General features: G+C 62.6%; 15 protein-coding genes. 9 read left to right on the forward strand and 6 right to left on the reverse strand.

What is annotated here, in order from left to right; translation table 11 throughout:
- Positions 1-114: 114 nt before the first annotated feature.
- Positions 115-1107 carry a cation diffusion facilitator family transporter gene (locus ABD842_RS03865; protein ID WP_345110317.1) on the forward strand — a complete coding sequence of 331 codons (993 nt, stop codon included), beginning with the start codon at positions 115-117 and terminating at the stop codon, positions 1105-1107.
- Positions 1108-1199: 92 nt separating this feature from the next.
- On the opposite strand, the gene ABD842_RS03870 is transcribed toward ABD842_RS03865, so the two are convergent.
- Complete coding sequence (locus tag ABD842_RS03870; RefSeq protein ID WP_345110320.1) at positions 1200-3518, reverse strand: T9SS type B sorting domain-containing protein; 2319 nt, start codon at positions 3516-3518, stop codon at positions 1200-1202.
- 309 nt (positions 3519-3827) lie between these two features.
- Between ABD842_RS03870 and ABD842_RS03875 the strand changes: the two genes are divergently transcribed.
- Positions 3828-8159 (forward strand): fibronectin type III domain-containing protein, encoded by a 4332-nt coding sequence (locus tag ABD842_RS03875; protein ID WP_345110323.1) that lies wholly within the window; start codon positions 3828-3830, stop codon positions 8157-8159.
- Between the two features lie 91 nt (positions 8160-8250).
- On the opposite strand, the gene ABD842_RS03880 is transcribed toward ABD842_RS03875, so the two are convergent.
- Positions 8251-9621, reverse strand: a complete 1371-nt coding sequence (locus ABD842_RS03880) for a PQQ-dependent sugar dehydrogenase (protein ID WP_345110326.1) — start codon at positions 9619-9621, stop codon at positions 8251-8253.
- A gap of 142 nt (positions 9622-9763) precedes the next feature.
- On the opposite strand from ABD842_RS03880, the gene ABD842_RS03885 reads away from it, so the two are divergent.
- From ABD842_RS03885 to metK, 3 genes are all read left to right on the forward strand, one after another.
- A complete protein-coding gene (locus ABD842_RS03885; RefSeq protein WP_345110329.1) occupies positions 9764-10249 on the forward strand; it encodes a GNAT family N-acetyltransferase in 486 nt (161 codons plus the stop codon).
- Positions 10250-10354: 105 nt separating this feature from the next.
- Positions 10355-12838 (forward strand): prolyl oligopeptidase family serine peptidase, encoded by a 2484-nt coding sequence (locus tag ABD842_RS03890; RefSeq protein WP_345110332.1) that lies wholly within the window; start codon positions 10355-10357, stop codon positions 12836-12838.
- Positions 12839-13192: 354 nt separating this feature from the next.
- A complete protein-coding gene (metK, locus tag ABD842_RS03895; RefSeq protein WP_345110335.1) occupies positions 13193-14455 on the forward strand; it encodes a methionine adenosyltransferase in 1263 nt (420 codons plus the stop codon).
- A gap of 75 nt (positions 14456-14530) precedes the next feature.
- Here the strand turns inward: metK and hpf are convergent, their stop codons facing one another.
- The 4 genes from hpf to ABD842_RS03915 all read right to left on the reverse strand — a co-directional run bounded on the left by hpf (position 14531) and on the right by ABD842_RS03915 (position 17322).
- On the reverse strand, positions 14531-14830 hold the full coding sequence (gene hpf, locus ABD842_RS03900) for a ribosome hibernation-promoting factor, HPF/YfiA family (RefSeq protein WP_345110337.1): 300 nt from the start codon (positions 14828-14830) through the stop codon (positions 14531-14533).
- Positions 14831-14875: 45 nt separating this feature from the next.
- Positions 14876-15763, reverse strand: coding sequence for a tyrosine-type recombinase/integrase (locus ABD842_RS03905; protein WP_345110340.1), 888 nt, complete (start codon positions 15761-15763; stop codon positions 14876-14878).
- A gap of 134 nt (positions 15764-15897) precedes the next feature.
- Positions 15898-16092, reverse strand: a complete 195-nt coding sequence (gene rpsU / locus ABD842_RS03910) for a 30S ribosomal protein S21 (RefSeq protein ID WP_073107232.1) — start codon at positions 16090-16092, stop codon at positions 15898-15900.
- Between the two features lie 90 nt (positions 16093-16182).
- Positions 16183-17322, reverse strand: a complete 1140-nt coding sequence (locus tag ABD842_RS03915; protein ID WP_345110343.1) for an acyl-CoA dehydrogenase family protein — start codon at positions 17320-17322, stop codon at positions 16183-16185.
- A gap of 249 nt (positions 17323-17571) precedes the next feature.
- Here ABD842_RS03915 and ABD842_RS03920 point away from each other — a divergent pair, with 249 nt between their 5' ends.
- The 4 genes from ABD842_RS03920 to ABD842_RS03935 all read left to right on the forward strand — a co-directional run bounded on the left by ABD842_RS03920 (position 17572) and on the right by ABD842_RS03935 (position 22949).
- Complete coding sequence (locus tag ABD842_RS03920) at positions 17572-18516, forward strand: polysaccharide biosynthesis/export family protein (protein ID WP_345110346.1); 945 nt, start codon at positions 17572-17574, stop codon at positions 18514-18516.
- Between the two features lie 74 nt (positions 18517-18590).
- Entirely contained in the window at positions 18591-21056 is a 2466-nt protein-coding gene (locus tag ABD842_RS03925) for a GumC family protein (protein WP_345110349.1), read from the forward strand.
- 24 nt (positions 21057-21080) lie between these two features.
- Positions 21081-21851 (forward strand): tyrosine-protein phosphatase, encoded by a 771-nt coding sequence (locus ABD842_RS03930; RefSeq protein WP_345110352.1) that lies wholly within the window; start codon positions 21081-21083, stop codon positions 21849-21851.
- 81 nt (positions 21852-21932) lie between these two features.
- The gene (locus tag ABD842_RS03935; RefSeq protein ID WP_345110355.1) at positions 21933-22949 is read left to right on the forward strand and encodes an NAD-dependent epimerase/dehydratase family protein; all 1017 of its coding nucleotides are present in this window, start codon (positions 21933-21935) and stop codon (positions 22947-22949) included.
- The last annotated feature ends 17 nt before the right edge of the window (positions 22950-22966 follow it).

Genomic DNA, 22966 nt, shown 5'->3' on the forward strand with positions numbered 1-22966 from the left:
AATATATTTTTAAACTAACGGAAATACCGTTTCCCCGGCAAAAGGTTTCCGTTTGTGCCGCGCTGTTTTTTTTTGCCGGACTTTTACGGGCTTTTGCCGCCTGCCACCACCATCATGACTGCTACCAAAACCAAGAACCGTCTCGCCCTTCTTTCCCTGGTGGTCAGCATCGGCCTGGTGGCCATCAAATTCTGGGCGTACTACCTGACTCGGTCGCAGGCGGTACTCACGGACGCGCTGGAGTCGATTATCAACGTTTTTACCAGCGGCTTCGCCCTCTACAGCATCTACCTATCGAGCCTGCCCAAGGACGAAAACCACCCGTACGGCCACGGCAAGATTGAATACCTGTCCATCGGCTTCGAGGGCGCCCTGATTCTGACGGCCGGCGTGTACATCTTCTACAGCGCCATCATTGCCATCCTGCACCCGCACCCCGTGGGTCGGCTCGATACGGGCATGGTGCTGCTGGGCCTGACGGCCCTCATTAATCTGGGGGTGGGATTTTTGCTGCTGCGCACGGGCCGGCGGCTGAACTCCGTGGCGCTGGTCGGCGACGGGCAGCACCTGTACCTGGATGCGCTGAGCACCCTGGTTTCGTGCCTGGCCCTGGTGCTGGTGCTCGTGACGGGCAACGTGCTGTTTGATGCCGGAGCCGCCCTGATCCTGGGCATTTTCATCGTCGTCAACGGCTTCCGCATGGTGCGCCGCTCCGTTTCGGGGCTGATGGACGAGTCGGACGTAGCTACGGTCGAGCAGGTAATTGCCGAGCTGCAGCAGCAGCGCCGGCCCGCCTGGATCGACGTGCACAACCTGCGCGTGCTGCGCTACGGCGCCAACCTGCACATCGACTGCCACATGCAGATGCCGTATTATTTCAGCCTGGAGGAAACCCACAACGAGCTGAATGCTATTGAAGGCGTGATTAAAAGCCGCTTCGATGTGGAGGTGGAAATGTTCGTGCACGCCGACCCCTGCACGTTTGCCGCCTGCTCGCTGTGCTGCATGCCCGACTGCCCGGTGCGGCAGCACGCCTTCAGCCACGAGCTGAACTGGACGGTGACCAACGCCGTGAAAAATGAGCGGCACCGCTTGCCGGAAGTCTGAAGTGAGCCACCGCCAGGTTCGTAGGTTTGGAGGCAGACACAAAAAAAGCGCGGCCCCGGAAGGCCGCGCTTTTTTGTGAAAGGGCAGGAAGCTTATCGGTTCAGCTCAACCCAGCCTTTGGAAGTAGTGCCGTTTTTGTCGGTCATGAGGTAGTAGTACACGCCGTCGGGCTGCTCGGCGCCGTCCCATTCGTTACGGTAGTTTTCGTACTGCTTGATGAGGCGGCCCCAGCGGTTGAAGATCTGCACCTTGCCGGCGCCGGCGCCTTCGGCCGACAGCACGAACGTATCGTTGAGCTGGTCGCCGTTGGGCGTAAACACGTTTGGCACGACCAGATCAGGCGCTACGACGGTCTGCACCTTGGTTAGCGTGGCGCACTGGGTGGTGCCGGCCATGTTGGAAATGCGCAGGATGATGCGGTAGGTGCCGGGGCCTTCGTCGAAGGTTTGCTCACCCGGATTGAAGCGGTTGGAGAAAGTTACCTCCGTCGAGTCCGACACCGGGTTGCCCCGGCCGTCCCGGACGCGCTTGTACGACCAGATGTAGGTGTCGATGTTTTTGGTGTCAACTGAGGTGTTGGTTATCGTGAAAGCGCGCTTTGGCAGGTTTGGTCCGCCGACCTGGGCCAGTGCCCGTCCCGTCACGGTGAAGTTGACGGTGATGGCCGGCCGAACCCGGACCAGCACGGAAGCCGTGTCGAAGCAGGTGATGGTCGGCGACTGGCGGAAGTCCAACCCCACGATGCGCACCTTGTAGCGCGTGGTGACGGTTGGGCGCACACTGGCCGTCTGCTTGGCGGTGTCGGCCAGGTTAAAGCCGGGTGCCGGCGTCCAGCGGTACCCGTATCTGGCCACCTGCTGACCGACGGAATCGGGCCGGGCCGGGTCCGCCTTGAGGCTGACGGCGCTGCCTTCGCAGATAATCGGGCTGGCCGCCGACGCAACCACCTTGGCAAAGTTGCCCTTGGCAATTTTCAGCACGATAGTCCGGTAAGTCACCCCTTTTGTCGGGCAGCCGTTGTCCTCGATCTTCACCGGAATGCGGAACGTGCGGCCAGTAAAAGCCACGTCGGGGCGGATGCGCAGGATGCCGTAGGGAGTTTTGGTTTCATTGCCCAGCAGCTGAAACGTAGCCACGTCCTCGGGCAGATACGTTGGCTTCTGCGGGGTGGGCACCTGCGGATCCAGCTCCGGATACGTCACCTTGATCAGGTCGGTAGGATTCGGGTCGCTGAATTTCAGCCGCACTTCGGTGTAGTTGCAGGTATAGGCCGTAATGAAGGTCGAGTCACGGGAATTTACAATCTGCACCCCGGTCTTGGGGCCACCGGTAGCCAGCGGCGGGCCCGGAATCAGGTTGGTGCCGCAGTCGATAACTACAACCAGCATGTCGCGGCGCACTGAGCCCACTTTGTAGGCCGTCAGAACGCCACTGGCATTTCTGATGCGGCGCCACTCCGTTACCTTGCCCACTACGGCATACTTGTTCTTGGCTTGCTGCGCCGTCGTGTTGCCCGGCGTAAACAGGGCCGGAGTGAACGTCATCGTCCCCAGGGTAGGGCTGAAGGCAAACGTGGGGACGGCAGTCCGGACCTGCGGGCAGGCCGGGCCGGTAAACGAATAGGAGGGCAGCGGAAAGGTGGGAGTATAAACGCCGGTGGCATTCGGACCCAGATCGGCTACGCAGACGGGCGGACCTTCTGAAACCAGGATAAAGCGGGTGGAGGTGTAGCTGTCGTAGTTAAGCGACTCATTGCAGCCGCCCAGGGGTGTTTCCAGGCTGTATACCAGCGAGTCACCGTCGGGCTCCGTGGTGGCGAATGACAGCTGCGTGTCCTGCTTCCAGCACACGAACGGAGTAGCGGCGTTCAGCTGATCGTACTGGGGGGAAGTGTTCTGGATGATCTGCCCACCCACAAGGTTATTGAGCTTAGCCTCAAAGTACATGTCCTCAAAACTGGAATTAACCACGTTGCCCACGTCGGGGCGGGCATTGATGGCTACGCTCAGGGTCCATTCGGCTGCTGGGGGCAGCGTCACGGTGGCCTCAAAGATGCCGGTTTCGTAGTTCGTGGCCTTGCCTGACCCACAGGGGCTGGGGCCGCCGGGGAAGTTGGCGCAATAGGGGTCCCCGATCTTCTGGGTGCCGGGCACGAGGAGCATCCGTATTTTGGGCCAGGGACCCCCGGAACAGCCCGTGGTACGGTACTCCAGGTCCGGCGTGATGCCTGAAAATGCAACGCCACTGCAGTCACGGAAAACGGTCAGCTGGACTTTGTACTGGTTGTTGCCCATGGCCAGGTAGGTGAGCTGGCCACCCTGCATGTGCGAAGCCTGCGCGCTTTGCATCCCTGCTAACGACAGACACCAGGCAAAGAGCAGCAGGTAGGTAGCTTGTAAAGTTTTCTTCATGCGCTGAGAAGATTTTGATGGAGGAATAAGGAGCGGGTGGTGGGAAAACGTAGCCGTAATATATAAATGTTTCGGCTTCTTTAAATCAAATAATCCTAATCTCTCGCCTTAGATGCTTATCCGGTAGGCTCAATAGTAATGAAAGAAAAATCTAAGTTTTATAAGAATACTTCCATAAGTGACGGCAGATCGATAGCTTTAGGAGCCTGCTATCTTACCCACCCGTGCTTGGTGTCCGGCACCGGCACTTCTTGGGCTGGCAGGTTCCTCTCCGTGCCTTTTTTTCACCTTTTACCAGTTGGTTTCCCGATGAAAAAACCTTTACCCAGATTTTTTGAGCGCGCTTACCCCCTTCTTGGTGGGGGCATCACGCCCTGGCGGGTCACTGCCCTGCTGCTGGTAAGCCTGTGGTTCGGCCTACTCCAGCCGGCTGCCGCCCAGGTCGACACCTATACCCTGTCGGCCCGCCAAGACAGCTTCGCGCCGCTCAGCGGGGCCACGGTAGTACCGGGCATGACCGCCGACTTCTTCTTGTCGCCGTCGATTCCGCTGGGCTTCACCTTTGTGGTCGATGGCGCTCCGTACAGCAGCGTCAAGGCTTCGTCAGATGGCTACCTGACCTTTGGTACGGCCACCGGCTCCACCGGCGGCAACGCGCTGGCTACCACGGCCGCGGCCAACCGGCCCCTGGTAGCCCCGCTTTGGGATGACCTGGATGGCCGCCCGGCCGGCGCTACCGCTACCGGCTCCTACCTGGTAGAGGGCACTGCTCCAAACCGCGTCTTCACCTTCGAATGGCTGAACTGGGAGTGGAATTACGCCGCGGCCGGTGCCGTCATCTCCTTTCAGGCCAAGCTGTACGAGGGTACCAACAAAGTGGAGTTCTTCTACCGTGGCGAGGCATCCCCCGTCAACTCGGCAACGGCTTCCATTGGCATTGCCGGCACCGGCACCGGCGCCGGTTCTTACCTGTCGCTGAACAACACCACGGCGGCCCCGACGGCCAGCTCCACTACCGAGACCACCAACCTGAACACCAAGCCCGCTACCGGCCAGGTGTACAGCTTCACGCCGGCGGCCCCCGCGGCCTGCCCGGCGCCCCGCAATCTGGCGGCCACCAACCTCACCGCTGCTACTGCCGACCTGGTCTGGACGGTGGCCGGCGGGGGCGGCTCCTTCCGGATAGAATATGGCCCCCAGGGCTTTGTGCTGGGCCAGGGCACTGTCGTTACGTCGACTACGCCCGCCACTACCCTGAGCGGCCTGACGGCCAGCACCCAGTACCAGTTCTACGTCGCGCAGGTATGCGGCGGCGCCAACGGCAACAGCACCACCAGCGGCCCGGTTTCGTTCACCACGCGCGCACCGGCCCCGGCCAACGATGCCTGCGCCAGCGCCGTGACGCTCACCCCCGGCGCTTTGCTGGCCACGTGCAGCGCGGCCACGAACGGCACCGTGGAAGGCGCTACTGCTACGGTAGGCCTGGCGACTCCCGTCGGGACGGCTGACGACGACGTGTGGTACCAGTTTGTGGCTACCTCTACGGCCCACACCGTAACGCTGACCGGCACCGGCGACTACGTTCAGCAGCTGTTCGCCGGCGCCTGCGGCAGCTTATCGTCGCTGGGGTTCTCTGACCCGAACGTACGAGTCTATAATGGGCTGACGGCCGGTACTACGTATTATGTGCGGGTATATTCCTATTCGGCCACGCTGCCATCGAGCGCGGCGGCCGCTTTCACCATCTGCGTTACTACGCCGACGCCCCCACCGCCCCCCGCCGTCAATGACGAGCCGTGCAACGCTATCAACGTGCCGGTGGCCGCCGGCTGTACCTCGCCCGTCCAGGGCACCAACGTCAACGCTACTACCACGGCCGCCAACGGCTACACCAACCCCGGCTCCGGCTGCGGCATTGCTGTCAGTCCGCTGGACGTGTGGTACAAGTTTACCACCGCCGCCAGCGGAGCTGGCAGCACGGCCGTGTCGGTAATTGTCAGCGGTAACCCGGCCGGCTTGGTGCGGGTGTTTTCTGCTGCTGCCTGTACCGGTCCGTTTACGCAAGTGGGGTGTAAGGCCGGTACGGCCAGCAATACTTCGGCTGGCACTCTGGAGCTGGGCACCCTGACGGCGAATACCACCTATTACGTGTTCGTCTCGGGCTACGGCTCGGGTGATGTGACGGGGCCTTTCACCATCTGCGTGACGCCGCCGGCGGCTTGCCCCGCCCCAAGTGCCCTCACCGTTTCTGGCCTGACGGCCACCAGCGCCACGCTGAACTGGGTGGTGACGGGTGGTGGTACGGGTCCGTTCACGGTCAACTACGGCCTGGCGGGCTTTACGCCCGGCACCCAGGGTACCACCACCACGACCACGACCACGTCGCTGACGCTGACCAACCTGACTCCGGGGACCAACTACCAGTTCTACGTCACCCAGAACTGCGGCGGCACCGCGGGCAACAGTATCCGGACAGGTCCGGCCGCTTTCTCAACAACGGCCCTGCCGCCGGTAAACGACGAGTGTGCCGCGGCCACCGCGCTGCCCGTGCCGCTCGGAGCCAGCTGTGTTAATTCATTGATTGCTACCAACGTGGGGGCCACCGGCTCGACCGGCGTGCCGGACCCGGGCTGCAGCAGCTACGACGGCGGCGACGTGTGGTACGTGCTGACTGTACCGGCCAACGGCATCGTTATCATCGAAACCGATTCGGTGAGCGGCAGCCCGGTTACCGATACCGGCATTGCCGTGTACAGCGGCAGCTGCGGCTCCCTCACACTGGTAGGCTGCGACGATGACAGCTCGCCAAACGGGTTCTTTTCGCGCCTGCAGGTAAGCGGCCGCCCCGGGGGCGAAACGCTGTATGTGCGCGCCTTCGAGTACGGCAACAACGCCTTCGGTCGCTTCAGGATCTGCGCCCGTACGCCGTCGCCCTGCCCCGAGCCGGCAGCCCTGACGGCCACGGCCATCACGGCCACTTCGGCCACGCTGGGCTGGACCACGCCGGGCGGCGGCGGCACGTTCACGGTAGAGTACGGCCCAGCGGGCTTCGTGCTGGGCCAGGGTACTGTCGTGCCCGGCGTCACGGGTACCAGCCTGCAGGTAACGGGCCTGACGGCTACTACGGCGTATCAGTTCTACGTCACGCAGAACTGCGGCGGCACCACGGGCAGCAGCACTCCGGTAGGTCCGTTTACCTTTTCTACTACTCCGGTCAATGATAACCCGAGCGGCGCTATTGCCCTGACCCTGGTAGCGGAATGTACCGCTCCGCAGGCAGGCACCAACGGCGGCGCCAGCACCACTACGCCTTCAGGCTATGCCAACCCGGGTACGGGCTGCGGGACGACCTCGACCCCCCGGGACGTGTGGTTCCGCTTTACGACGCTGGCCTCGGGCCGGGGCTCGCGCGAGGCCACGCTGACGGCCGTCGGCGCGCCGGCCAGCCTGGTGCGCGTGTTCTCGGCGGCTTCGGCCGCGGGGCCCTTCACGCAGGTGGGCTGCACGGCTTCGGCCTCGGCCGGCACGGCCACCCCGGCCCTGACGCTGAGCACGCTGCTGCCCAGCACGACCTACTACGTGATGGTGGCCAACGCGCGCACGACCGATCTGCAGGGCGCCTTTACCCTCTGCCTGACGGCGCCCAGCGACTGTCCCCTGCCCGTGGGGCTGAGCACGACGAGCGTGGGGGCGACGACGGCCGCCGTGAGCTGGTCGGTGAATGCGAGTACGCCCAGTGGGCCGTTTGAGCTCGAGTACGGGCTGCAGGGCTTTGTGCTGGGGCAGGGCACCCGGGTGACGGGTATCCTGACGACGAGCTACACGCTGACGGGCCTGACGGCAGATCGGGACTACTGCTTCTACGTGCGCCAGAACTGCGGGCCCGTCAGCGGCAGCAGCGCTTTCAGCGCCGTGAGCTGCTTCCGCACGGCCCTGGCCCCCGCCACCAACGACGAGCCCTGCACGGCACTTGTCTTGCCGGCCTCGGGCCCGCCGCTGGCAGCCAATAACCTGGGCGCTACCACGACGGTACCCAATGGCTACGTCAATCCGGGCTGCACCACTTCCAACAACCCCAAGGACGTCTGGTTTACCATGACTACCCCGACCGGCTCGGGTCCGACCACCGGGGCCTTCACCACCACGGGTAATGCTGCCGGACAAGTACGCATCTTCTCGGCCGCGAGCTGTTCGGGACCATTTACCCAGCTGATCTGCCGGGCCAGTCCGGGCAACAACCAGACGGTAGGTACTTTCATGGCCCCCGGCATGCTGCCCAATACTACTTATTACATCATGGTGGCCGGCTACGGCTCCAACGATGTGCCGGGCTCATTCACGCTGGGTGCTTCGTTCATTACGGCCACCCGGGCGGAGCTGCCGGGCGGGGTGGTGAGCGTGTATCCCAACCCGAGCCACACGGGCCAGGTAACGCTGCAACTGCGCGGTGCGCCGCCGGTAAGCGTGGTGACGGCTGTGCTCTTCAACAGCCTGGGTCAGGCCGTACGCACGCAGACGCTGGCCGTAGCCGGCGGGGCCGTGGAGGCGCCGCTGGCCGTGCAGGGCCTGGCCCGCGGTGTGTACACGCTGCGCCTGCGCGTGGGCGAGTTCACCATCACCCGTAAAGTCGTGCTCGACTAGCGGCTTGTAGCCAAACCGGCACCAATGCAAAAAGAGGGCAGCGCCGAAGCGCTGCCCTCTTTTTGCATTGGTGCCGGTTGAGGCAGGCTGATTATTCTACCACCAGACGCTGGGTGTACTGCCGGGTTCCGACCTGCGTGCGCACAACGTACAGCCCGGGGCGCAGGCCGGCCAGGTTCAGCGCCATGCTGGTCTGCCCCGCGGCAAAGCGTCCGGTGGCCGCCAGCCGGCCCACGGCATCGTACACCTGCGCGGTGGCTGCTTTCGTGGGGGCCGCTGGCAGCTCGACGGTTACGGTGTGGTGCGCCGGGTTGGGCCAGAGCCGGAGCGGGGCCGCGGCTTGGGTGGCGGCGGCAGAAGTAGGCTGGTAAGCCCGGTTTTCCAATACCAGAATCTGGTCATTCTGGTTGCTGGTCGAGACGTAGATGCGGCCCTGAGGCGAAATGCACACCGCCCGCAGCCGCCCAAAGCTGTTCAGGTAATCAGCCTGCGCGATAATGGCGTCGCCAGCAGGGTTGAGCTTGAGCTGCACCAGCTTGGAGGCTTTAAGCGTTGCCATCAGCAGGCTGTTTTGCCACTCCGGAATAGCGGGGGAGTTGTAGTAAGTCAGCCCTGCCACGGCCAGCGTCGGCGTCCAGATGACCAGGGGCTCCCGCACGTTGTTGGTGGTGCAGAATGCCTGCTCGGCGGGCAGGTTGCAGTAGCCTTCCACGTTTGGCCAGCCGTAGTTGCGGCCCGGCTCAATCAGGTTCACCTCGTCGTCGTTATTGGGGCCGTGCTCCGAGCTGTACAGCTTGCCGTTGGCGGCCAGCACCAGTCCCTGCGGATTGCGGTGGCCGAGCGTGTAGAGGCGGCTGCCCGGAATGGGGTTGTTGGCCGGAATGGTGCCGTCCAGGTTCAGGCGCAGGATCTTGCCGTTGAGCGAAGCCGGGTTCTGCGCTTCCGATGCCATCTGCGCGTCGCCGGTAGTCATGAGCAGGGTCCGGTCGGGCAAAATCAGCAGGCGGGAGCCGCTGTGGGTGGCCGCCGCGTTGATGCCGTCGAGCAGAATCAGGGGGCTGCTCAGCACGCCGCCGGCGTAGGTGTAGCGCACCAGCTTTTCCCGCAGGGCAGACCCCTGAAAGTAGTTGTAGACCACGTACAGGTAGGGCGCGGTGGCAAAGTCGGGGTGCAGGACCATGCCCAGCAGCCCACTCTCGCCCACCGGCGCCGCATCGGGCAGCGTGAGCAGGGGCAACACCTGGCCTGTAGTCGGGTTTACGCGGCTGATGCGGCCGCCGCGCTCCGTCATCCAGATGAAATTGTCGGGCCCCCAGACCAGCTCCCAGGGAATGGCCAGGTTGGTGGCCAGCGGCGTCACCGAAACGGTGGTGGCTCCTACCTGAAACGTGGTGGTCTGGGCCGCGGCCGGGGCGCTCAGGCCAAGGGCGGCCAGAAAGAGGGCAGGCGTAAAATATTTCATAACGAGCCGGTTAGGGGTGCAAAGAGTCTGAGTAGGCTAACGAAAAAAAGCGCCGTTCGGATGCTGACGTTCCCGCCTGAGCGCGGCGGCGGCGGGCGGCAGGGGGGAATAAAAGTATTTCTGCCAGCTTTGGCCTTCGAAGATGCACCTTTTCCGCCCGCCCGTCATGGCCTCCGACTCCCCCAACTCCCCGGGATTTACCCTCAGCACCGACCCCGCCCGCCTCGACGTGGGCGCGATTCACGCCTACCTGGCGCAGGAGTCGTACTGGGCGAAGGGCATTCCGCTCGCCACTCTGCAGCGTGCCATCGACCACTCGCTCAACTTCGGGCTGTATGCGCCCGACGGCCGGCTGGCGGGCTTTGCGCGCATCGTGACGGATACGGCCACGTTTGCCTGGCTCTGCGACGTGTTCGTGCTGCCCGAGTTTCGGGGCCGGGGGCTGTCGAAGTGGCTGATGGCGCAGGTGTGGGCCCACCCGGATCTGCAGGGGCTGCGCCGCCGCATCCTGGCCACGCTCGATGCGCACGGCCTGTACACGCAGTTCGGGTTTGCCCCGCTGGCGGCCCCCGACCGGTTTCTGGAAATCCGCCAGCCGAATCCCTACGGGGCCGAGACGGCCAACTGACGCGACGCCTCACGCCCGGCAAAGCCTGCAACGCCGGGCCGCGACCTGCCGTCCTTGCCCGGCCGGGCACTGCCCGGCGTTTTGTTCTTCCTTTTTCTTCTGCTGATGCGCCTTTCCTCTTTTGTGCGGCTGCTGCCGTGGCTGCTGCCGGTTTCTGCCGCCGTCGCTCAAACCAAACCAGTGACTTCCGCCGCGCCGCTGGGCGCGCTGACGGTAGAGAAAATCATGCGCGACCCGGCGCAGTGGCTGGGCACGTCGCCCGGCAGCGTGGCCTGGAGCGAGGACGGCAAGCGCATCTACTTCACCTGGAACCCCGAAAAAGCCCGCCGCGACTCGCTGTACGTGGTGGCCCCCACCGGGGGCACGCCCCGCAAGGTGAGCCTGACCGAGCAGCGCGCCCTGCCCGCCACCACGGGCGAATACGACCGGCCCTACGCCCGCAAGGTGTACGAGAAAAACGGCGACATCTTCCTGCTCGACCTCAAAACCGGCCGCCCGTGCCGCCTGACCAATACCGCCGACCGCGAAACCGACCCCGCCTTTGCCCTGCAGGGCCAGCTGATCAGCTACACCCGGGCCAACAACCTCTACACCTGGAACCCGGGCACCGGCGAAACGGTGCAGCGCACCGATTTCCGCCGCGGCACCCGCCCCGCCGGCACCCAGCCCACCGACCAGTCGGAGAAGTTTTTGCGGGCCCAGCAGCTGGCCCTGTTTGAGGTTATCCGGCACAAGGAGCAGGATGCGCGGGCGCGGGCGCAGGCCCAGAAAGCTTTGGCCCGGCTCGGTCCCAAGCCGATTTATCTGGGCACCAAGACGGTGGAAAGCATCCAGCTGAGCCCCGACGGCCGCTACGTAACCTACCGGCTGGTGCAGGAGCCGGCCACCGAGAAGAAAGCCATTGTGCCCAATTTCGTGACGGCCTCGGGCTTTACCGAAGATATTTCGACCCGCAATAAAGTGGGGGCCCCGCAAACGGCCTACGAGCTGGGGCTCTACGACATCGGGCGCGACACCACCTTCAGCCTGGGCTACCAGGATCTGAAGGGCCTGGATGAGCAGCCCGCCTACCGCAAAGAGTACCAGCTCCGGCCCACCGCGCCCGCCCCGGCCGATTCGGTGAAAAAAGCGTCGGCGGCCGCCAAGGGAAAGCCGGCCACCGAGCTGCGCCGGGTGGTGCCCTACGGCCCGTTCTGGTCGACCGACGGGCAGCGCGCCTTTCTGGTGGTGCGCTCCGCCGACAACAAGGACCGCTGGCTCGTGAGCTTCGACCCGGCCACGCAGAAAATCGGGCTGCTCGACCGGCAGCACGACGACGCCTGGATCAACGGCCCCGGCATCGGCTACGACCAGGGCAACGTGGGCTGGATGCCCGACTCGCGCCAGGTGTGGTTTCAGAGCGAGGAAACCGGCTACTCCCACCTGTATGCCGTGGACGTGACGACGGGGCGGAAAAAGGCGCTGACCAGCGGTAATTTCGAAATCCAGAAGGCCCAGCTCAGCCGCGACAAGAAAACCTGGTTTCTCACCGCCAACGCCTCTCACCCCGGCGAGCAGCACTTCTACCACATGCGCCTCGACGGCGGCCCGCTGATCCAGATTACCAGCCGCGTCGGGGGCAACGAGGTGACCGTGTCGCCGGACGAGAAGACGCTGGCCGTGCGCTACAGCTCCGCCACCAAACCCTGGGAGCTGTACGTGCTCGACAACAAGGTAAACGGCACCGGCCGCCCCATGCGGCAGCTCACCCACAGCACCACGCCCGAGTTTGAAAGCTACCCGTGGCGGGAGCCCGAAATAATCACCATCAAGGCCCGCGACGGCGCCGACGTGTACGCCCGCCTGTACCGGCCCGCCAACGCCGCCGCCCAGGGCCCGGCCGTGATATTCGTGCACGGCGCGGGCTACCTGCAAAACGCCCACAAGTGGTGGAGCCAGTACTCGCGCGAGTACATGTTCAACAACCTGCTGGTGGAAAAGGGCTACACCGTGCTCGACATCGACTACCGCGGCTCCAGCGGCTACGGCCGCGCCGTGCGTACGGGCATCTACCGGGCCATGGGTGGCAAAGACCTCACCGACCACGTGGACGGGGCCAAGCTGCTGGTGGACAAGTACGGCGTGAGTCCCCAGCGCATCGGCCTCTACGGCGGTTCCTACGGCGGCTTTATCACGCTCATGGCCATGTTTACCCAGCCCGACGTGTTCCGCGCCGGGGCCGCGCTGCGCTCCGTCACCGACTGGGCCCACTACAACCACGGCTACACCGACAACATTCTTAACGAGCCCTACAACGACTCGCTGGCTTACGTGCGCTCCTCGCCCATCTACTACGCCGACGGCCTGAAAGGGGCCCTGCTCATGTGCCACGGCATGGTCGATACCAACGTGCACTTCCAGGACATCGTGCGCCTGAGTCAGCGGCTGATTGAGCTGCACAAGGAAAACTGGGAGCTGGCCGTGTATCCGGTGGAAGACCACGGCTTCGTGGAGCCCAGCTCCTGGACCGATGAGTACAAGCGGATTCTGAAGCTGTTTGAAACCAATCTGAAGCCTCCGGCCGGAGCGGCCGGCAGCAGCGGCAACTGACAGGAGCAGTCCAGAAAGAAAGTCCGGTTCAGCGTCTGAGCCGGGCTTTTTCTAAGTTCGCGGCTATAGGATATTGGGGTGGGCGGCCGCAGCCTCCCCGACGGCCCAGCCGCCCCGTGGGATGAGCCGCTAAAAAGCGGATCGGAACGGAGAAAACCCGTATTGGAGCCAGAAAAATCCGGTCCTCACCCTATTTGGCAGTCGCCCCAAAAGCGGCCGCCGGCAGGGAGTACGGTAGTTGAAAGCCGGATTAACTTCCTTCGCCTTTTTCAGTTAGCTTTGCGACCCGCCCGGCGCGCTGGCGCGCTGAGCAGGGCCTTGTTTTACTGATTGCAGCTGTTATCCCGCACCCTGATGCCCTACCTGTTCACCTCAGAATCCGTTTCGGAAGGTCACCCCGATAAAGTAGCCGACCAGATTTCCGATGCCATCCTCGACGAATACCTCCGGCAGGACCCGGCCTCCAAAGTAGCCTGCGAAACCCTCGTTACCACCGACTTTGCGCTGGTCGCGGGCGAAATCAAGTCGACGGCCCACGTGGACGCCGAGCCGATCATCCGGGGCGTTATCAGCCGCATCGGCTACAACAAGCCGGAGTACCTGTTCAACGCCGATACCTGCGAGGTAATGAACCGCCTGCACGAGCAGTCCCCGGACATCAACCAGGGCGTGGAGCGCGCCAGCGACGAGGAGCAGGGTGCCGGCGACCAGGGCATGATGTTCGGCTACGCCACCAGGGAAACGGCCAACTACATGCCCCTGGCCCTCGACCTCTCGCACCGCCTGCTCGACGAGCTGGCCAAGATCCGCAAGCTGGGCCAGGAAATGACCTACCTGCGCCCCGACGCGAAAAGCCAGGTGACCATCCGCTACTCCGATGACAACAAGCCCGAGGGTATCGACACCATCGTGGTCAGCACCCAGCACGATGAGTTCGACGAGTCGGAAGAGAAGATGCTGGCCCGGATTTCGGACGACATCCGCCACATTCTGGTGCCCCGGGTGAAAGCCGGCCTCGACGCCGAAACCCAGCGCCTGTTCACCGACCAGATTACCTACCACATCAACCCGACCGGCAAGTTTGTCATCGGTGGCCCCCACGGCGACTCCGGCCTTACCGGCCGCAAGATTATCGTGGATACCTACGGCGGCAAAGGGGCGCACGGCGGCGGCGCCTTCTCCGGCAAGGACTCCAGCAAAGTAGACCGCTCGGCGGCCTACGCCACCCGCCACATTGCCAAAAACCTGGTAGCCGCCGGCGTGGCCGACCAGGCCCTGGTGCAGGTAGCCTACGCCATCGGCGTGGCCGAGCCCGTGGGCCTATACGTGACGACCTACGGCACCACCAAAGCCAAGGGCGCCAGCGGCGCGCTGCTCACCGACGGTGAAATCGGGGAGAAGGTGCACAAGCTGTTCGACATGCGCCCGTACGCCATCGTGCAGCGCTTCGGCCTGCGCAACCCCATCTTCGCCGAGTCGGCGGCCTACGGGCACATGGGCCGTCCTGCGGGCACCAAGGAAGTGAAAATGGGCAACGGCGAAACCAAGACGTTCGAAACCTTCACCTGGGAGAAGCTCGACTACGTGGACAAGATCAAAGCCGAGTTCAGCCTGTAAGCTGGTTTCGTCTTACACAGAAAAAGCGCCCTTCCGCATTGGAAGGGCGCTTTTTGCTTTATGGATCAGGCAGCCTTAATGGCTGGTTACTTTCTCTTTGTGCTTGGTAATCTGCCGGCGCAGGCTGTCGGCGGCCGCGTCGGTGGCGGCTTCGAACGAAGCGGCATCTTCCTGACTGAAGAGCGTGGTGCCGGGGATGAACAGCTTGATTTCGACGGTTTTGTTGTCGATACCGTCTTTGTTGTTCAGCTTCAGAATTACTTCGCCGTCGGTTACACGGTCGTAAAACGTTTCGAGCTTATCGAGGCGCTTCTGGATGAAGTCAAGTAGTTTTTGGTCGGCGTCAAAGTGTACCGAATGCATTTGTACTTTCATCGGTCGGAGGGGTTTTGGGGTAGAAAAAAGGAAAACTCAACTAACTCAGGCCTTGGGATGGGCCTTTTCAAATACGGCTTTCAGTTTGTCGATGGACAAGTGCGTGTACACCTGCGTGGCCGCCAGGTTGGCATGGCCGAGCAGCTCCTTGATGGCGTTCAGGTCCGCGCCCTTGTTGAGCAGGTGGGTGGCAAACGAGTGGCGCAGCACGTGGGGGTGCTGCTGGGAGGTAGCCGTCGTTATTTGCCCCAAATAGTGCTTCACGGTGCGATACACAAGCTTTTCGTAGAGAGGTTCAAGCTTATCTGTAACGAGCAGGGCGGCGCGGGCGTTGTCGGCGCTGCCAAATTCCGCCAGCTTCAGCGCTATATAGCGATCCAGCACTACCAGCAGCGTCGGGTTCAGCGGCACCAGCCGCTGCTTGTTGCCTTTGCCCGTCACGCGTACCGTGCGACCGCTCAGGCTCAGGTCGTCGTGGCGGATGCCGATAAGCTCGGACAGGCGAATGCCGGTGCCGTAGAGCAGCTCCAGAATCAGCTGGTCGCGGCGGCCGGGCAGCGTATCGGGGAAGTCGAAGGAGTTGAGCAGGCCGTTGAGCGAGTCCTCGGGTACGAAGTCGGGCAGCTTCTTGGTCACCTTAGGGGAGGTGATGCGCAGCATCGGGTTTTTGCCGATGACGTTGGTGCGCAGCAGAAACTTGTAGTAGGAGCGCAGGCAGGCAATCTTGCGGTTCACCGTGCGCGGGTCCAGGCTCTGCTGCATGAGCGTGACCACCCAGGAGCGGATCAGGGTATGGTCGGCCTGGGCCGGCTGGTCGAGCTCGTACGCGGTTTTGAGGTAGTCCGAAAACTGCCGCAGGTCGGTCTGGTACGAAAGCACGGTGTGCGGGCTGTAGCGCCGCTCAAACCGCAGATAGTCAAAAAACAATTCCATATGCTGAGCCCTTACGGCCGGGGCCGGATACCCAATGTAGGGAATAAAATCGAAAAGATAAGACGCGAAAAAACCGGCTGATTCGCTTGAAAAAGCAATTCAGCCGGTGGGCAATCTTCGCCGGGAGCTACAAGCTAGTAGTTCTCAGTAGCGTACATCGTCTGCTTGTAAACAGCTTTGATTTTCTGCTTACGCTTGGTGATGGAGGGCTTCTGGAAGAAAGTGCGGCGACGCAGTTCCTTCAGAACGCCGGTGCGCTCAAATTTCTTCTTGAAACGCTTCAGGGCACGGTCAACCGACTCGTTATCCTTAATCTGGACGATGATCATATGCTCAGTGAAATTGAAAACTTCTTCTTTTAGGGGTTGCAAAGGTAACAGGCTGTTCTATACCGCGCAAGTCCCTGGTTAGTTACCTGCTTATTTGAGCAGCGTACGGGCAATAACAAGCTTCTGAATCTCGGAAGTGCCTTCGCCAATGGTGCACAGCTTGGAGTCGCGGTAGTATTTCTCGGCCGGATAATCTTTCGTGTAGCCGTAGCCGCCGAAGATCTGCACGCCCTCGTTGGCGCAACGCACGCACACTTCGGAGGCGTACAGCTTGGCCATGGCCGACTCCTGGGTCACGTTCTGGCCGCGGTCCTTCATGTCGGCGGCGCGGTAGGTGAGCAGGCTGGCGGCTTCGATTTCGGTCGCCATGTCGGCCAGCTTGAAGCTGATGCCCTGGAAGCTCGAAATCGGCTTGTTGAACTGGTGGCGCTCCTGCGAGTACGCCAAAGCTGCTTCAAACGCGCCCTGGGCAATGCCCAACGATAAGGCCGCGATGGAAATCCGGCCGCCGTCGAGCACCTTCATCGACTGAATGAAGCCGTCGCCGACTTTGCCCAGAATATTTTCTTTCGGCACGCGGCAGTCGGTGAAGATCAGCTCCGTGGTTTCGGAGGCGCGCATGCCCAGCTTGTCTTCCTTGCGGCCGGCAGCGAAGCCTTCGGTAGGCTTTTCAATTACGAAGGCCGTCATGCCGTGCGAGTCGCCGACGTCGCCGGTGCGGGCAATAACGACGGCGATGTTGCTGCTCTTGCCGTGGGTGATAAAGTTCTTGGCGCCGTTGAGCACGTAAAAGTCACCGTCTTCCACGGCTACGGTGCGCATGTTGCCGGCGTCGGAGCCGGTGTTGGGCTCAGTCAGGCCCCAGGCCCCGATCCACTCGGCGCTGGCCAGCTTGGGCAGCCACTTGCGCTTCTGCTCCTCGGAGCCAAACTGCAGGATGTGGCCGGTACACAGAGAGTTGTGGGCCGCCATGCTCAGGCCAATGCTGCCGTCAATCTTGGACAGCTCGGCAATGGCCGTCACGTATTCCACGTAGCCGAAGCCGGCGCCGCCGTACTCCTGCGGCACCAGCACGCCCATCAGGCCCAGCTCCCCGAGCTTCTTAAACACCTCAATGGGAAACTCCTGGCTTTCGTCCCACTTCATCATGTCGGGCTTGATGTGGGTGGCGCCGAAGTCACGCACCATCTGGGCAATCATCGTTTGATTCTCGGTGGCTACTAATTCCATTGGGGAAACTGAGGTTGGGTGGGGAAGGAGAAGTTGGTTGGTCGAGGCAAACCAAGCCCGGCCTGGTTTGGGACTGCGAAAGTACGGGTTTGCCGGCAGAGAAGCCAGCCGCCCCCCGGCCCGCCAGGCCCCCGATTTTGAAAGGGCGCGCTAATTCGGTTACTTTGAAGGTTTTTTAGGAGAAAATACCCGGCATTTTGTCGGGTATTCCTATAGCTTTCGTCCTTGAATCCGGCTTTTCCAGCCTGCATGCAAAAAACTGACCTCCCCCGCCTGTTGCGCCTCTGGTTGCTGTGTCTACCCGTTGCGGTGCTGATTTGCTCCTGCGCTTCTTCCCGCTACTACCGCCAGAGTATCATGTTCCAGACCCCAACCGGGCAGGGCGTGGATACCATGAAGCTGCGGGCCGCCGTGAACCGCACCGCCCGCAACTACCTGATTCAGCCGAACGATTTTCTGCAGGTGCAGGTGTATACCAACAAAGGGGAGCGGATTCTGGATCCGAACGGGGAGCTGAAATTTGGTGCCCCGGGTAGCCTTGGCAGTGGCAGCAACTCGGGCCGGCAGAGCCAGTCGGCTCAGGGCGGACAGGGCGGCTTGGGCGGGGGCGCTACCAGCACGCCGGCTCCCGCGACCAATGAGTTTCTGGTGCAGAGCAACGGCCGCGTAAAGCTGCCGATGGTGGATATGGTATCCGTGGCCGGCCTTTCGCTGCTACAGGCCGATAGTCTGCTGCAGACCCGCTACAGCGAGTACTACAAGGATGTGTTTGTGGCCACGCACGTGACCAACAACCGGGTGTTTGTGCTGGGCTCCCCCGGGGGGCGCATCATTCCGCTGGTCAACGATAACATGAACCTGCTGGAAGTGCTGGCCTCGGCCGGCGGGCTGACCGGCGGCGGCCTCGGCGGCGGGGGCGGTGGTGGTGGCGGCGGCATCAGCGGCGGCCGCTCCTACAACATCCGGCTGATCCGGGGTGATCTGAAAAACCCCCAGGTGCAGATTATCGACCTGTCGACCATCGACGGAATGCGCCGGGCTAATCTGCAGGTAGAGCCCAACGACGTTATTTACATCGAGCCGATAAACCGCCCGTTCTTCCAGGCACTAACTGATGCTGGTGCGGTGTTTGGCCTCGTGGGCGGAGTGGCCAGCCTGGTAACGACCATTTATTTGCTCAGGAACCTCAACTAGGTACCTGAGCTTCGCCTAGGAAGAGCGGGCTCTCGTATAGCCTTACGCCCTTGAATTAACATGCTAACGACGGAATGGCAGTAAACGAAAACGCGGAACTGGAAGACTTGATCCGCAATGCGGGCGGGGAAGCGGACGCCGATGGCGAAGAAGGCAGTGGGTTCGATATTGCAACGCTGCTGCTGGTAGCGCGCCGGAGCCTGATCTGGATAGTGCTGCTCATTGCGTTGGGCCTGACGGCTTCATGGCTGTTTTTGCGCTACACCAAGCCCGTCTACAAGTCGAGCTCCCTGCTCAAGATTGACGAAAAAACGGAGGCCGGCGCGCTGGGGCTGGGTTCGATAATGGGCCAGGGCGTGGAAGACCGCCAGAGCATGAACCAGCTGTCGGGCGAAGTCGAGCTGATCAAATCCAACATCATCTACCGCCGGCTCAAAGACTCGCTGGACCTGGACGTAAACTACTACGTGGAGGGCACGGTGCTGGAAAACGAATTATATGGCACTTCTCCCTTTAAGGTGGAGTACAATATTTCCGACGCGGGCCTGTACAACACCAAGTTCAACCTCGTCTTCAGCGGCCCGCAGAAGGTGCGGCTGAGCTACCTGTACGCGGGCCAGGAGCGCGGGGGAGAATATGCGCTGGGCCAACCCATTACCCTGCCCGGCATGACGTTGCGCATCATGGCCACGGCCCTGCTGACTGCGGAGGCCCAGGACAAGAAGTACCATTTCATCATCATCGACGATGGCGGCCTGAATACCTATCTGAGCACCAACCTGAGCGTGGACATCGTCAATGCCGATGCCAACACGATTCAGATCGGCTTCACCGATTTCAACCCGGCCAAGGCCCAGGACATCGTCAACAAGATTGACACGGTATACCTGCAGGAAAAGCTGGCTAAAAAGCAGCAGGCCACCGCCCAGACCCTGCAGTTCCTGGAAAAGACGCTGTCGGAAAATCACAATCAGCTGCAGACTGCCGAGGAAAATCTGCAGTCCTTCGTGCGCGACAACAAGACCTACGACGTGAAGGCCGACGTGTCGGCCATTACCGAGAAGCTGGCGTCTCAGGAAGAAAAGCGCCTGGAGCTCACCGAAAAGGCCCGCCTCCTGAGCGAGGTCACCCGCCTGGTAGAGCAGGAGCGGCTGGTAGCCAGTGAAACGGCCACCCTGGAGGAGAGCATTCCGGGCCTGGCCACGCTGAGCGACTCCCCGCTGACCGCGCAGCTCACCGAGCTGAACGAACTGCAGCAGAACCTGCGGCGCATGCTGCGCTCCTACACCCGCGCTACCGAAGCCGTGCAGCAGCAGGAGTCAGCCATCAGCTTCCTGAAAAACAGCGTGCGGCGTCAGCTGCAGCAAAACCGTAAGGGGCTGCAAACTCAGCTGAACCGCATGAACCAGCTGCAGGCGGAGTTCAACGCCGAGCTGCAGACCCTGCCCGAGAAAGAAACCGAGCTGGCCCGCCTGAAGCGCCCGTTCGAGCTGTATCAGAAAACCTATCTGATGCTGATGGACAAGATCGTGGAGTTCAACATGGCCAAGGCCGGCACCACGGCCGACTTCCAGATTCTGTCGCCGGCCAGCCGGCCCGGGGCCCCCATTTCGCCGGTGCGCCTGATGGTGTATTCCATCGGCCTGGCCACGGGCATTCTGCTGGGCCTGCTGCTGGTAGCCATGCGCTTCTTTATGCACAACACCGTGACCAACGTGCGGGAGCTGGAACACTCTACGTCGGCCTCCGTGCTGGGCGTGATTCCGACTTACGACAAGGAAAAGATGTCCGTGTCGCGACTGGTAGTGGATAAGAACCCGAAATCGGCTATTTCCGAGTCCATCCGCTCCATCCGCACCAACCTGGACTTTATCAGCTCGGCCAAGAAAAAGCGGCTGATATCCGTCACGTCCACCATTTCGGGGGAAGGCAAAACCTTCGTTACCGTGAATCTGGGCGGCATCATTGCTCTTTCCGGGCAGCGCGTGGTGATTCTGGACCTGGACATGCGCAAGCCGAAGGTGAACCTGGCTTTCGGCACCGAGAACGTGAAGGGCGTCAGCACCATTCTCATCGAGAAGCACACGGTGCTGGAGTGCATCCAGAACACGAGCATTCCCACGCTGGACTTTATTTCGGCCGGCCCCACGCCGCCCAACCCGTCGGAGCTGATTCTGAATCCCAAGTTCGATGCCATGCTCAGCGAGCTGTATGAGCACTACGATGTGATTCTGATTGACACGCCGCCGGTAGGGCTGGTGACGGACGGAATTCTGATCATGCGCAAAGCCGATATCCCGCTGTACATCGTACGTGCCAACTACTCGAAGAAAAGCTTCCTGAAGAATATCAACAAGCTCATGCGGGCCAACAACTTCACCCGCCTGTGCGCTATTCTCAACGATGCCAATGCCAGTGGCGTGTACGGCTACGGCTACGGCTACGGGTATGGCTACGGCTACGGCTACGGCCAGGGCTACTACGAGGAAACCAAGCCGGCCGGCAGCGCCTTTGACCGGCTGCGCAAGCGGTTCACCTAAACTTTCGCACCTCTTCCCTTCCGCGTGGCGTCTTTTTTTCAGAAGATTTTTGGCCGCTCCGCCGCCGCTCAGGCGGCCGAAGCCGTTTCCCTGGCCACGCTGGGCGTCGATATGCACTCCCACCTGCTGCCGGGCCTCGACGATGGCGCGGAAACCGTGGAGCAGTCGGTGGAGCTGGTACGGGCCATGCATACCCTGGGCTACCGCAAGCTCATTATGACGCCCCACATCATGGGCGACTTCTACAAGAACACGCCCACCGGCATCCGGGCCGCGCTGGCGCAGCTGCGCGCCGCCGCCGCGGCCGCCGGCCTCCACGACATGGAGCTGGACTGCGCCGCCGAGTACTACCTCGACGAGTGGTTTCAGCAGAAGCTGGACGGTGGGGAGCCCCTGCTCAGCTTCGGCGGCGAGCAGAAGTACCTGCTGCTTGAAACCTCTTACATCAACGAGCCTTTCAACTTCCGCGAAACGGTCTTCAACCTGAAAACGGCCGGCTACCAGCCCGTACTGGCCCACCCCGAACGCTACACCTACTTCTACGGCCGGTTTCAGGACCTGGAAAAGGTGCACGCGGAAGGCGTCCTGTTTCAACTCAACCTCAACTCGCTCTGTGGCTACTACTCGGCCGGGGCCCGCAAAATGGCCGAGCGGCTGGTCGATGCCGGCCTCGTGGATATGGTGGGCACCGACGCGCACAACCTCAAGCACACCGAAACGCTGCGCCTGAAAGTGCTGCCAACGGACCACCTGCAGAAAGTGCTGGCGCTGCCGCTGCTGAATAATAGTTTGTAGGCCTTCCGAACCGCGGCCCGGGGCTGCCGTGAAGCCGCCCCGCCACCCTGGTCCTGACTCCTAAGACCCTAATACCTGAATATGATTTTCGTCACCGGCGGCAGCGGCCTGATTGGCAGTTTTCTGATTGCGGCGCTGGTGGCGCGCGGCCACGCCGTGCGGGCCCTGTACCGCCGGCAGATTCCGGCCAGCGCGGTGGCCGCCGCGATAGAGTGGGTGGAAGGCGACCTGCGCGACACACTCGCGCTGCAGGCCGCGCTGCGGGGCGTGACGCACGTATTTCACTGCGCCGGCCTGGTTTCCTACGCCCCCCAGGACGAGGACGCGCTGCTGCAGACCAACGTGGAAGGTACCGCGGCCCTGGTGGATGCCTGCCTGGCCCAGCCCGGCGTGCGGCTGTGCTACGTGTCGTCGGTGGCGGCGCTGGGCAGCGCCGCCACCGCCGCGGAGCCGCTGCCGGGCCCGCAGGTGGTGGACGAAGACGCCAAGTGGGACCTGGGCGCCGAGCATCCGGCCTATGCCACCTCCAAATACCTGGCGGAGCTGGAGGTGTGGCGGGGCGTGACCGAAGGCCTGTCGGCGGTGATGGTGAACCCGGCCGTCGTGCTGGGCCCGGCCGACTGGAAGCGCAGCAGCACCCGGCTGTTTCGCTACGCCTTCCAGGAGCATGCCTTCTACACGCCCAGCAGCCTCAGCTTCGTGGACGTGCGCGACGTGGTGGAAGCCATGCTCCGGCTGGCCCTGGACACGGCCATTTCCGGCGAACGGTACGTGCTGAGTGCCGGCACGGTGCCGCTGCGCGAGTTTCTGACCCAGGCGGCGGCCTGCTTCGGCAAAAAGCCGCCCACGGTGGCCGTTCCCGGGTGGGCAGCCGAGCTGATCTGGCGGCTGGAGCACGGCCGCTCCCTGCTCACCGGGGCCCGGCCCCTCATCACCAAGGATACGGCCCGCGCCGGCCGCCGGCCGGTGGTGTACGGGTCCCACAAAGTGCAGCAGGCCCTGGGGCTGCGCTTCCGGCCCCTTGCCGACACAATTCGGTGGTGTTGTGCCGGGCTGCAACCGAACTACCCGGCCTCCGGTGCGGTTGTTGTATCTTAGACCTGCCACCGTCCCCG

Origin of the sequence: Hymenobacter algoricola (genome assembly GCF_039539525.1) — a bacterium.
In the GTDB taxonomy this organism is placed as follows: domain Bacteria; phylum Bacteroidota; class Bacteroidia; order Cytophagales; family Hymenobacteraceae; genus Hymenobacter; species Hymenobacter algoricola.